General features: G+C 61.2%; 9 protein-coding genes. 4 read left to right on the top strand and 5 right to left on the bottom strand.

The features are described from left to right. The first annotated feature begins 14 nt into the window (after nt 1-14). On the top strand, nt 15-851 hold the full coding sequence (locus tag GHK62_RS32185; protein WP_153443069.1) for a glycosyl transferase: 837 nt from the start codon (nt 15-17) through the stop codon (nt 849-851). Nucleotides 852-1,565: 714 nt separating this feature from the next. On the opposite strand, the gene repC is transcribed toward GHK62_RS32185, so the two are convergent. The 3 genes from repC to repA form a co-directional block, all read right to left on the bottom strand. Then, nucleotides 1,566-2,870 carry a plasmid replication protein RepC gene (gene repC / locus GHK62_RS32180; RefSeq protein WP_153443067.1) on the bottom strand — a complete coding sequence of 435 codons (1,305 nt, stop codon included), beginning with the start codon at nt 2,868-2,870 and terminating at the stop codon, nt 1,566-1,568. A gap of 156 nt (nt 2,871-3,026) precedes the next feature. After that, nucleotides 3,027-4,031, bottom strand: a complete 1,005-nt coding sequence (gene repB / locus GHK62_RS32175) for a plasmid partitioning protein RepB (protein ID WP_153443065.1) — start codon at nt 4,029-4,031, stop codon at nt 3,027-3,029. Nucleotides 4,032-4,034: 3 nt separating this feature from the next. Continuing rightward, nucleotides 4,035-5,228, bottom strand: a complete 1,194-nt coding sequence (gene repA / locus GHK62_RS32170; RefSeq protein ID WP_380787171.1) for a plasmid partitioning protein RepA — start codon at nt 5,226-5,228, stop codon at nt 4,035-4,037. A 1,144-nt stretch (nt 5,229-6,372) separates the two neighbouring features. Here repA and GHK62_RS32165 point away from each other — a divergent pair. The 3 genes from GHK62_RS32165 to GHK62_RS32155 all read left to right on the top strand — a co-directional run bounded on the left by GHK62_RS32165 (nt 6,373) and on the right by GHK62_RS32155 (nt 9,875). Further along, on the top strand, nt 6,373-6,552 hold the full coding sequence (locus GHK62_RS32165; RefSeq protein ID WP_153443061.1) for a hypothetical protein: 180 nt from the start codon (nt 6,373-6,375) through the stop codon (nt 6,550-6,552). A gap of 306 nt (nt 6,553-6,858) precedes the next feature. Beyond that, entirely contained in the window at nt 6,859-7,560 is a 702-nt protein-coding gene (gene hutC / locus GHK62_RS32160; protein ID WP_380787169.1) for a histidine utilization repressor, read from the top strand. Nucleotides 7,561-7,913: 353 nt separating this feature from the next. Beyond that, complete coding sequence (locus GHK62_RS32155; RefSeq protein WP_153443057.1) at nt 7,914-9,875, top strand: elongation factor G; 1,962 nt, start codon at nt 7,914-7,916, stop codon at nt 9,873-9,875. 39 nt (nt 9,876-9,914) lie between these two features. Here the strand turns inward: GHK62_RS32155 and GHK62_RS32150 are convergent, their stop codons facing one another. After that, nucleotides 9,915-10,499, bottom strand: coding sequence for a dioxygenase family protein (locus tag GHK62_RS32150; RefSeq protein WP_153443055.1), 585 nt, complete (start codon nt 10,497-10,499; stop codon nt 9,915-9,917). A 277-nt stretch (nt 10,500-10,776) separates the two neighbouring features. Next, entirely contained in the window at nt 10,777-11,976 is a 1,200-nt protein-coding gene (locus GHK62_RS32145) for a multidrug effflux MFS transporter (RefSeq protein ID WP_153443053.1), read from the bottom strand. Between the last annotated feature and the right edge of the window lie 212 nt (nt 11,977-12,188).

Raw genomic sequence — 12,188 nt, 5'->3', positions numbered from 1 at the left:
AGAATGGAGAGCCCATGGCAAGCGTTCTGGCGGCAAGTGGCGGCGTCAAACAGGTGATATGCATCAACTGGGGCACGAAATACGGTCCGCCCTTCATCAACCGGCTTTACGCCATGGTGGCACGCAACATCACGCCGCCTTTCACCTTCACCTGTTTCACCGATAACCGCAGCGGCCTGCGTCCCGAGATCCTTTGCGAAGATCTGCCACCGCTCGATGTCGCGATGCCGGTGAACAGCAAAGGCATCTGGCCGAAAGCGCGGCTGTGGGGTCCGAAGCTCGGCAACCTCACCGGTCCGGTCCTGTTCCTCGACCTCGATCTGGTGATCGTCGGATCGCTCGATGCCTTCTTCGAGTATGGTGGGGCGGATGATGTGATATTGGCGCGTAACCAGACGACGCCCTTTGAACGTCTCGGACAGACGTCGTTGTTCCGGTTTCCGGTCGGCAAGCTCGTTCCCTTGCAGGAAAAGTTCCGCGCCGATCCGCAGGGCGTGGCTGATGAATACAGCTTCGAACAACGCTTCGTAACCCGCAATACGCCGGGCGGCGTCAAACTCTTTCCGCGGCGCTGGGTTCTGCATTTCCGCCAGGATTGCCGCTGGCCCTTCCCGCTCAACTATTTCCTGGCACCGCGGCTGCCTGCCGATGGCCGCGTCGTGATCTTCCCCCGTAACCTCCTGCCGCAACATGCGATCGATGGGCAGTTCGGCTACAAGGGGCGTCCGGCGTCACCGCTTGGACATATCCGCGACCTGTTTTCGCGTGACCGCCGGCAGAAAGGCGTGTTCGGCTATCTGCGCCACTACATCCGTCCGACGCCATGGGTGGCGGAACACTGGCGCGAGTGAGCGGCGACTGGAGAGCCGCCTTTCATCGAAAGGGGGGAGCGTGCACCTTCGTTTGTTGAGGCGTCATGCCGCGCGCAAAGCCTTTGCGCGCATTTCATGGAGTTGTTTTCCTGCATGCTTCCTTGAACCGGGAAAGGCTTTGGCGTCTGACAGGACGGCGCGCTGCGGGGCCCTCTAAGCTTGAGCCGCGTCAGCTGATTTTCAGCCTACGGGCGCCGGGTCAGCCATCCTGTTGACAGCTGTCAACCTTGTCGGGTTCGAGGAGGCTCGCCGGCTTCGTTCTTATCCGGCTGCCGACAATGCGGAACGTCGCTGTTTCTGGATGTCCGAGGTGTCGGAAATTATGGGCGAGTTAGCTTCCGCAACGGGAAATTAAACTCTTTTCTGCCAATGCGTTACGATAGTCGCAGAATTGTTAAGAAACCACCACCAGACCCATGCCAAATGCATATCCGGGCGAATCCGTTACGTCGCCGAGTTTCCAATATTTCGCTCGGCAAGGCAATGGTTCAGCACGATGCTGGCCAACGACAGTGTCACTTGTCCCCTGCCCTACCTCGTTGCACATGGGCCGACGGGAAGGTTGCTTCCTTCCGGTGGTTCCACTTGTCCTAAAGCGCGTCGCGTTCAAGCGGACTGATGCGCGCCCTGTAGGTCATCGCTTTTGTGTATGTCGTCGTCCCAAGATCGCTGCACCCTTTTGGGCGACATGCATTAACTCGCGAGGGCAACGCCTCCACTTCTCCTTGCCCGGCTCAACGCCGCGACCATCGGGGCAAGGGAAAATTCCTGACGTTGCGCGCGCCTGGTGAGTTCACGGAGATAGCCGCCCGGCGACGTGATCTGTTCGGCTCTTTCGAGGATGCAGGCGACGACGGTCGCCGTGTTCTCGCAGCCAAGGACGGAGCAGGCCTCGTCATAAGCATCGGAGCTGACATTGAGCATCGAACGGACGACGATCGCGGCCGTCATCAGATCCTTCCAACTCGAAATCCGGCCCGAAGGCCCATAGTCGGCGATCTGCGGGCAGGCTTGCAGAACGGCCGGCAGCGGGATTTCGCGGTTCGGTCGTTGAGACACGGTAGTCGAGCGATCGATGGAAGGCGACGATGCTTTGCCGGGCGTCGGTTTCGGTGGCTGTTCTGTCAAAATCTCTGCAACGTTTGCATCGGTTGCTTTTCGCAAAACCGGTTCAGCTCCTTTTCCTAAGCCAACTTCAGATTCAGAAAGAGAGTCTGGATGTGAATTCTGTATGTGGCATCCATTCTGGTGATCATAGGTGTCCGTTTTTTGGAAATTGAGCAAGTTTTCCAATTGGTTGGCGAGATCGCAACGAAGGCGGTCCATTGAACTGAGCACGGCTTCGATTTCGGCGGTTGAGGGCTTGCGGGGAAGCTCGTTGATGAGCTCTTCAAACGTCAGCTCGTAGTCCTGCCAATCGCTTTGGGGAGCGCTTTCGTGAATGAGCTCCAGCAACTTGGCAACGTCGCGTCGGCAGAGGCTCAATCTCTCACGCATGATGCGCAGATGCTGGCGTTCGGCGGCGAGCTCGGCGGCGGCGGTTTCAAATTCGGCCGCGCGTGCGATGAGCGGCGAGAGATCGAAGCCAAAAGCTTCGCCGACGGCACCGCCGTGGCTTCGCCGGGCGTAGCGCTTGCCGTTCGGGCTGTCGCGCCGAAGGATCAAGCCTGCTTCGACGAGCGCTGCGAGGTGGCGCCGCAAGGTCGTTCCGGCCATGCCATGCGCTCGAAGCGAAAGCTGGGCATTGGACGGAAAAACGACAAGGCCGGCGTCCCTGGACAGTTCCGTGCCGGGATAAAAGCTGAGCAGCGCGTTCAGCACCGCCAGAGAGCGATCGGAGACGGCAATCACGGTTTTGGCTTCGCAGAGCCAGCGAAACAATTTCCACTTGTCGACCGATCGCTCCGGCCGGGTGCGGCCGGCAGTGATTTGGCTTGCGAGCATGCCAAGCGTCATCGGCCGCCGCCCAAAGGGCGTCGTCACACTTCCACGTTCCATTTTTCTTCACCTTATCCAAGGCAAAAGAAAACCGTTCGCCGAAACGACGTCAAAAACTCTTGACACTGATTCGCGGAAATGGGATTCTCTAGTTGCTACACGAGAGAAGGGTTTCCGCAGCGCTAGTCGTTCGGAAGCCTTTTTCTTTTGCTCTGTTTAATCTCCTGTTTCCTGTTGGTATTCGAGGTACAGAGATTGCAGCCTCTGCCTCACGAAATCGGCAAATCCCGGCGCAACCTTCCTGCTGAAGGCAAGAGTCGTTTCTGACTCCGTCTCGCGGATGCGTACGGGACGTGTGCGGTCAGGCGCGATCCAGGCTTCCGCCTTTGGGCGCTCCTTGGCGGTACTGAGGAAGCCGAACAGCTTTTCGAAGCGCTGATCGCTTGCACCGCCCGGAAACTCGGTCTCTCCGACAAATTCGAGCGCCCGCGACCGGTTTCCATCGAGATCGAGAAGATCCGCGAGTTCCATCCATCGCCGGCGTCCAAAACCGGGCGCGGCACCGACCGCCTCGATCACCTCGACCGGTAGCCGGCGCACGACCGTGATCATTTTCGAGAGCGCCGCCTTGTCGACGCCAAGCGACGACATGATGATCTCGCGCGAGAAGCCGCGGTCCTCCAGACGCGTCGCAAACAGCGCACGCTCGATGAAGGAGAGATCCATGCGGGCGTTGTTTTCCTGCCCCTGGGAGACGACGAGTTGTTCATCACTGAGATTGCGAATGACCGCCTTGACCGTCCCGCCGATTTCACGCTGCGCCGCCAGCCGCCGGTGACCATAGGCGACTTGGTAGCGCTCCTTCGCCGTCGGATGCGGCCTGACGAGGATCGGCACCTGTTGTCCGTGGTCACGGATCTGCTGCACAAGCGCGGCTTGGGCCTCGGCGGTAACGCCGAGGCGGTCGACAACGAAGGAGGCATCGATCAGCGAGGGATCGAGATCGACGATCGATTGCCCTTCGGCGAGCTGGCGCTCCAGTTCCTCGGCGCGTTCCACCTTCTGCGTGATGTTCGAGAGCGATCTGGTAATCCCGCCGACGAGGCCGCTTGGGCGGTGGCCCGCTGCAAGGCCGGCAATCGGACGCTCGACGGCTGGCCGCTCTCCGTCGAGCGGAGCCGTCGGACTGTCGGAAATGCCGATCAGGTTCTTGCGCGCCATCGATTACTTCCTTCCCCAGACCTTGCGGATCATCTCTTCGATCTCCGCATTGACGAGCGAGAGTGACTCCATCGCCCGGTCATAGGTGCCGCGAATGAATTGCGAGCGCTCCACCTCGTAGAGCGTCTGCTTGGTGACGCCGGCGTCCGAGATGGCGGTCGACTTCACCATGGCATTGTGGAGCATGCGATTGCCGAAGATCGCCCGCATGAAGCCGGTCATCTGGCTTTGCGGCCCGTCGTTCGGCTCGAAACGGGTGACCAGATAGCGCATCCAGTCGTAACTCGTGCGCCCGCCTGCCTTTTCCACCACGGTCATGAGGTCGCTCGTCATCGACAGGAACTGCGACATCGACATCACGTCGAGCATCTGCGGATGCACGGTGATGAGCACCGACGTCGCGGCGCAGAGCGCCGACATGGTCAGAAAGCCGAGCTGCGGCGGGCAGTCGATGACGACGATATCGTAGAAACCCTCGATCTCCGAAAGCGTCTCGCCAATTCGCGCGAAGAACAAGGTTTCGGCCGACCCGCCGATCATTGCCTTCGGCGTTTCGTGTTCGAACTCCATCAGTTCGAGATTGCCCGGGATCAGGTGGAGATTGGTGGTGTATGTGGAGCGGACAATGTCGGCGACGGGGCGGGGGTTCTCGTAGCGGATCGCGCCATATAGTGTTTCGGCCTCGCCGACATCGAGCTCCGGCTGATGGCCGAAGAGAGCGGAGAGCGATGCCTGCGGATCGAGATCGATCGCCAGCACGCGATAGCCGCGCAGCGCGAGATATTGGGAAAGATGCGCCGACGTTGTCGTCTTGCCCGAGCCGCCCTTGAAATTCATCACCGATATGACCTGGAGCTTTTCGCCCGGCCGGCGGTGAGGGATGTATTTTCCGGTCTTCGCGCCTTCGTCGAGCACACGACGGATGCGATCGATATCCTCGACGGCATACATGCGCCGGCCGTTTGACAGCGGCTGCGGCCCGTGGCCTTCTGACGCGATCTGGCGCAGGTAACCTTCACCGATTCCGATGAAGGCCGCGGCCTCGGCCGGAGTGAACAGCCGCATTGTTTTTTGCGCCGTCGGGGAGAAGATCTTTTTCTGATGTTCCTGCAACTGATGAGCAAGCTCCTGAGCGTCGGCAGACAGCAGGGATGGCAAATGCTCCTGCTCCTCAAGACTCTGGATTTTCTGCTGCAACATCGCCATCTCCGAAAACTGCGCAAAATTCGGCGATAGGGCCCTATCTGCGCAGTTAGACTATGCGCCGATTCGTTGCCAATTTACAAACGCTTAACAAAAGGACCGTTTATCCCGCCCGGACGCGGCGTATTGTGAATTTCTCTGCTTAACAGTTGTCCGCGGACAACTTTTATGAGTAGGCGCTCGATTCGGTTGTCCGCGGACAACCGGGCCGCTGTCGTTGCGCCTGCGACGTTGCTGCGAGTCTCCGCCGGCGACATATGCTTTTTGAAGCCAAGTAGATTGGACCGTTGCCCGCAGTACGCGGACGGTAGCGCAATGGGGTTGGCCGATGCCTTCTTTGACGCACAGCTCCTCATCGATCTCTCATTCCTGTGTTCTCAGCAGCACTGCGCCGGCGGCGCGAGAGGCCTGCTCCACGCAACGACGGCAGCGCTTTCGCACCAGGCCAATCCCGTCCCGCTGCGCCCGCCACTTCGCCGCGAGTCATTCACGGCGCGGACGCGCCGTGGCTCTCAGGCCTGCGAAGAGCACAGGGTGACGGAGCGCCGGGGTCGACCGCACAAAATGCATCAGCGGCCGAACACTTATCGGCTGGCTTGATTCACTCGAATTCGCGAGAATTCGCTCGTCAAGTTAGTTGGACGGTGAGGCAAGGGGCGCCCCATCCCTGCTCTCATCCACTTGTCAGAAACACGTGGAAGGGGCTTTTCAGCCCAAGGAATTTGGGTCGGCAGGATTCCTGTGACAAGCACGAGGGATGATGACGGAGGAGAATCCTTGCTGTACCGCGACCGATGAAGCAGCCGTACGCTGCTGTCGAGTAGCAGGGCGGTTGCCGCCGAGATAAACCTAACAGTTTGAATTTGTTCGGTTCCTTTTTGGGCATCGGCGGCAGAATGGCCGATCGGAACGGGTGACGTGAGTCCGCACGTTATTCCAGCTACCTGACCCTGGGAATCCGCCCGTGATTCGTGCGACGTCGAGCTTGTCCGCGGAGCTGCAGAAGGATGGCCCGGTGCAAGGCAACCTCGATTAGCGGCCAGCGTAGACACTTAAAACATAAATTTTGTAGACTATTGACACGCCGCTCGATTGTGGCACGATTGTGTCTGAAAACGCGAGCAGGGAAGGGCTCTGCATGTTCTATCTCGGTGGAATGACCCTTGGCTATTTCGAGCCGCCGGTGCCCAAGGCGTTCTTGCGCGACAAAAAGGTCGCTTCGACTGTCGTCCGTAATGATGTCTCGGCGGAGCATGAACGGGATCAGGAACAAGAGTGGGCGCGTGCGTTCCTGACGCCTTGGCATCTCCTCTACTGAATAGGACTGGTCCAGGAAGGGCGGGACAAGAGCGTGACGCGGCTCTCGTACGCATCTCGGCTTCCGAAGACGATGTCGAGTCTGTGCCGCCGGCTCCCATCCTGACCATGTTTGTCCACTCGGAGGGCGCCATCGTAACACTTTGATTGTGCAGCATCCGCCGTGGAAAACCGGCGGGCGTCTTCGCCGGGACTGTTGCCGCGGCAGTAAATGTTTAAGGTACGGGGTCAGCCACCAGCCGAGGATCCCGCCATTCCCAACGATCGTTCTTCCCACGGGGAAAAGCGTCCAGACCAGCCGCTCTCCCTGCACCAGCGGATTCTCAGTGACGTCGAGGGGCATATTCTGTCCGGCGACTGGCCGCCGGGACATCGTATTCCTTTCGAGCACGAGCTGACCGAGCAATATGGTTGCTCGCGCATGACCGTGAACAAGGCGCTGACCGAGCTCGTCAAGAAGGGATTGATCGAGCGGCGGCGCAAGTCCGGCAGCTATGTCACTTTTCCGCACGTCCAGTCGGCGGTCATGGAAATCCACGACGTCAAACTCGAGGTGCAGTCGCGCGGTCTCGAATACGGCTATCGTCTCGACGAGCGGCATGTCCGCAAGGCCAGTGCCGACGACACCGGACGCATAGACCTGCCGGCCTCGGCGCGGGTGCTCGCCATCACCTGCCGGCATCTGGCGAGCGGCCGCCCGTTTTGCCTCGAGGAACGGCTCATCAATCTTTCTGCGGTGCCCGCGGCGGAGGCCGAAGCGTTCGATACTGTCTCACCCGGTTCCTGGCTGCTTGGCAAGGTGCCGTGGAGCACCGCCGAGCATCGCATCCGGGCCGTGGCAGCGAGCCGTCAGGCCGCGCAAGCCCTCGGGGTCGCGGTCGGATCGCCCTGCCTGGTCATCGAACGACGGACCTGGAGCGGCGGTGCGCCGGTGACCAGTGTTCGGCTGACCTATCCGGGCGATCGCCACGAACTGGTGGCGCAATTTGCGCCGAGCGCCATTGGGTAGATAGCGCAACAAGGGTGAATGCGGCCGCAGCGGTGCTTGGCGCGGCTTTTCGTTGTTCGGGTCCGCGACCTTTTCCCAAGATCGTCAATCTCAGCCTTGCGCACTGAAGGGAGCGGGTGCACCCTTGGTCAAGCCTCGACCTCGCGGGGGAGGGCGCGCGCCCGGAGGGAGCCATCGATCTCCCGGCACTGTGCCTGAGCGCGGTACCTTGGCCCGCTGCATGTTTCCTTAAGTCGCAGTCGAATTAAGGAGACCCACGGCGCTTTAGATCACGAGCGGGATGCGGGCGGAAAACCGCGCATACCTTCCTCATCCCGCAATAGAAAGGTGTCATCGTGGTAGGAGGATCGCAGATGCGCTGCTTCACGGTACTTGGGCCTTCGCAGACCGGAAAATCCACGCTCGTGGAAAAGCTTAGTCTGCTCGAAGGCCAGCCAAGAAAATCCGCCTCTCCCTACGGCTTGAGCCTGACGGAGTTCGAATTCGGGAACGAAGAGTGGTGTGCGCTGGATACACCCGGAACCAACGAGGCGCTGGCGCATGCGCAGGATGCATTGCTCGCCAGCGATGCCTGTGTGCTCTGCGTTTCGCCGGTTCCAGAGGAGGCCGTGCTCGCGGCGCCCTACCTCAAAGCGATCGAGGCGTCTGGAACGCCCTGCATCCTTTTCGTCAACCGCATGGATGAGCCGAGGGGACGCCTGAGAGACGTCGTCGCCGCCCTCCAGGACTATTCCAACCACCCTTTCGTCCTCAGGCAGATCCCGATTCGCGACGGTGAGAAGATCATCGGCAGTTGCGACCTGATTTCCGAGCGCGCCTGGCGCTACCGGGAAGGCCAGACGTCAGCGCTTTTCGAACTGCCCGAAAGCGTCGTCGAGAGCGAACACGAGGCGCGCGCCGAACTCTTAGAGCATCTTTCCGAATTCGATGACTGGCTGCTGGAAGAACTCATCGAGGACCGCGAGCCGGCGAGCGACGCAATCTATGCCATCTCGAAGCGCGTCTTGAGCGAAAACAAGATCATCCCGGTGCTGGTCGGTGCGGCAAGCCACAGCAACGGCATTCTGCGCCTGATGAAGGCGCTTCGTCACGACGCGCCGCGGGTCGAGGCGCTCAGAAAACGCCTTGCCGCGGACGGCGGCATCGCCGATGCGACGCTTTCCGCCGTCAGTTTTCACGCCCATCATCGCCCGAGCGTCGGCAAGACAGTCTTTGTTCGCGCGCTCGACAGTGGCGTGAAGCAGGGGACCATGCTCGGCGGCGCCGGGCTCGGGGCCTTGCAGGATCCGGCGAACGGCCGCCCCCTGGCATCGGCGACACCGGCGCCCGGTCAGGTCTTCGCCGCCGTGAAGTCCGATCACCTCGTCGTGCCGTCGCTTTTGACAGCCAATGCCACCGTCGCGCCGCCGGAATGGACGACTCCGCCGACGCCGATGATGGAGCGGATCCTGGTGCCGGAAAGCGAGCGCGACGAGACCAAGCTTTCCGAAACGCTTGCCAAGCTTTCCGAAACCGATCGCGGCCTGAAGGTCATGCAGGAGGAGGGGACCGGCGCGCAACTGGTCTGCGCCCAGGGGCCGGTGCACCTGCGCGACCTGTGCCGCACGCTTTCCGACGTCTTTCATGTCGCGGTCAGCGAGCAACCGCCGAGCCCGATCTATCGCGAAACGATCTCGAAGTCGTCGGACGTGCATTATCGTCACCGCAAGCAGACCGGCGGCGCCGGCCAGTTTGCGGACGTGAAGCTCAGCGTTCACCCCAATGAGCGCGGCGGCGGATTCACCTTTGCCGAAACCGTCAAGGGCGGTGCCGTTCCGAGAAACTTCATACCGGCGGTCGAAGCAGGCGCGCGGGAGGCGATGGACAAGGGCCCGCTCGGCTTCAAGGTCATCGACGTCGGCGTGATGCTGACCGATGGCCAGCACCACTCGGTCGACAGTTCGGAATACGCGTTTCGCACGGCGGGAAAGATGGGCGTTCGCCAGGCTCTCTCACAGGCCTCGGCCGTGCTGATGCAGCCGATCTTCCGCGTGGAGATCCATATCCCCTCGATCTATTCGGGAAGCCTCGTGCCGGTCGTTTCGACGCTCAAAGGGCAGGTCCTCGGTTTCGACCGGGACGAGGCGGCGAAGGGATGGGATATCTTCCGTGCCCTCATTCCAGGCGCAGCGCTCGATGACCTCGCGCGCTCGCTCAGATCCGCCACACAGGGGATCGGCTATTTTTCCAAGGGTTTTGATCATTTCGAGGAGCTTTACGGCAAGGAAGCCCAAAGCGTGATCACCGCGCATGGAGCGCATGCGAATGAGCATTGAGTGGACCCCTTGGGGCCGGGCCGCCCCGCGCGCTGCGCCTCAGACGACAAAATCAAACCGGCCGAATTTGCCGTCGGCAGTGTTGCGGATATCGAGCAGCAGTGCGTCCGAATAGAGCCCGTCGCTGGCATTGGCCGGTTCGTTCGGAAAGAAAAGCTGCGTCGTGAGGAGCGTGCCGCCGCGGCGCTGCACGCGCAGATGATAGTGCCGAGTCCTGCCAGTGTAACGCGCGGGCACGATCGTGCCGAACCACCAGCGGCCGTTTGCATCAGTGAACTGGTGCGCGCGCAGTCGGAAGCCGCTCGTGTCATAGGCGCCGGTTTCGTCGGCATGCCAGATCTCGACGAGGCTGTTGGCGAGCGGCCGGCAGTTGGCGTCGAGGACGTAGCCGGCGAGCGTGATTCGCTCGCCATCGGGGGAGTCGGCAAAAAGCTCGTGACGCATGGGCGCGTCGGGTTTGTAGAAGGGACCCGCTGTGCGCGCAAGCGTCAGGTCGCTCTCATTGCCGCAGGCGGGCGTCGGCGGCAGCGGGCGCCGTTGCGCGGCGGCCTGGCGGAGGCTGACGATCGGCAAGGCGGGGATCGCCAGAAAGGCGGTCAGAAGTGAACGTCGCGTCGGAAGCATGGCAGGCCTTTCACGCCTCTACAGCGCCGCGCGTCTTATCAGATGCGCAAAGGGCACCGTAGCAGTTTGCTTTGCTGCATGTTTGTGTCCTTAAATCAGCTACCATTTAAGGAAACATGCAGTGTCCGGCGCGCCCCTGAGCCAGGATGTCCTTGGTATTGCGCCGCACCCGTCGATCGACGTTAGCACGTAATCGACGGGAGCAGCTTCACAAAGCGGTCATCGGCCTGTCGCTGGCCGACCTGCCCGCGCATCCTTTCGGACGCGGGGGAATTGTCTATTCCGCAGCAACGACCCGACGGCGACGGCCGATCGTTGCCTGGGTAACGAGGAAGGCGCCGAGGGCGCAGAGCGCGATGCCGGCCACCATCGGCAGGGCGGTGCCGTCGAAGAAGATGCTGGTGATGACCATCGCCACGGCGGAGGTAACGAAATGCAGCGTTCCCATCAGCGCCGAAGCGGTGCCGGCGATCTCGCCATGGTCCTCGAGCGCCAGCACCGACGACGTCGGGATGACGAGCCCGAGGACGCCGTAGCCGACGAAGAGGAAGGCCGCCATGACCGGCAGCTGATTGATGCCGAAGCTCATGACGGCGAACATGCTGACCATGGTCAACGCGAACATCGTCACCGCCATCCGCATCAGACGGGCGAGGCCGAAACGTTCGCCGAGCCAGCCGGTCGCCTGGGAGACGGCGAAGAACGAGACTGCGTTGATCGAGAAGGCGAAGCTGTATTGCGTCGGCGTCAGGCCGTAGTGGTCGATCAGGACGAAGGGCGAGTTCGCGAGATAGACGAGGAAGCTAGAGATGCCGAGGCCGCCGATGAAGGTCAGCGTCAGGAAGTTGCGGTCGCCAAGAAGCAGGCGGTAGGCGGCGATCGCGCTGCCGATGGTGCTGTCCGAGCGGTGCTCCTTCGGCCGCGTCTCCGTGAGCTGCGTCGAAAGCAGCACGAGCCCGATCACGGCGGCAATCATCACCGCATAAAAGACGCCGCGCCAGCCGAAGAATTCGATCACGGCGCTGCCCGTCAGCGGTGCAAGGATCGGCGAAATACTGAAGACGAGCATGAGCAGCGACATCAGCCGTGCCGCATGGACGCCGGTGTGCATGTCGCGCACGACCGCGCGCGGAATGACCATGCCGGCGGCACCGCCGATGCCCTGAAGGAAGCGGAACGCAATCAGCGTCTCGATGTCGCTTGCGACCGCGCAACCGATGCTCGCGAGCGCGAAAAGCCCGATGCCGAGATAGAGCGGCGCCTTACGGCCCCAGATGTCCGAAAGCGGCCCGTAGATGAGCTGGAACAACGCGAAGGAGATGAAGAAGGAGAGCAGGCTCAGTTGCACGACGTTGGTTTCAGCGCCGAGATCCTTGCCGATCGAGGGCAGGGCCGGGAGGTACATGTCAATCGCAAACGGCCCGATGGCCGATAAAAGTCCGAGAATAATCGCAGTGCGTAGAAATGAGGCCGTCATGATGATGCTCTTTCAGAAACCGCGAAGGCAGAGCCGGATGCACCTGCCGGCCCATCGCTGTCGCTAAAGGTTGAAACGGAAAAGCGGCCGCCGGACAGGCAGGATGCGGCTTGGGAGGATCGCATCTGCCCGCGGCTGCTCGTGTCTAACAAATTGGACACGCGTGTAAAGTTAGACACCGTTGTCTAATTCGTCAACACGTCCTATTTTCA

The sequence above is a fragment of the Sinorhizobium terangae genome, assembly GCF_009601505.1.
GTDB lineage: Bacteria > Pseudomonadota > Alphaproteobacteria > Rhizobiales > Rhizobiaceae > Sinorhizobium > Sinorhizobium terangae.
This window is presented reverse-complemented; position numbering and strand designations above follow the sequence as displayed.

Excerpts from the sequence above, each read along its gene's own strand:
- GHK62_RS32185 (WP_153443069.1), top strand. The coding sequence starts at position 15 with ATGGCAAGCGTTCTGGCGGCAAGTGGCGGCGTCAAACAGGTGATATGC.
- repC (WP_153443067.1), bottom strand. The coding sequence starts at position 2,870 with ATGGAACGTGGAAGTGTGACGACGCCCTTTGGGCGGCGGCCGATGACG.
- repB (WP_153443065.1), bottom strand. The coding sequence starts at position 4,031 with ATGGCGCGCAAGAACCTGATCGGCATTTCCGACAGTCCGACGGCTCCG.
- GHK62_RS32165 (WP_153443061.1), top strand. The coding sequence starts at position 6,373 with ATGTTCTATCTCGGTGGAATGACCCTTGGCTATTTCGAGCCGCCGGTG.
- GHK62_RS32155 (WP_153443057.1), top strand. The coding sequence starts at position 7,914 with ATGCGCTGCTTCACGGTACTTGGGCCTTCGCAGACCGGAAAATCCACG.
- GHK62_RS32150 (WP_153443055.1), bottom strand. The coding sequence starts at position 10,499 with ATGCTTCCGACGCGACGTTCACTTCTGACCGCCTTTCTGGCGATCCCC.
- GHK62_RS32145 (WP_153443053.1), bottom strand. The coding sequence starts at position 11,976 with ATGACGGCCTCATTTCTACGCACTGCGATTATTCTCGGACTTTTATCG.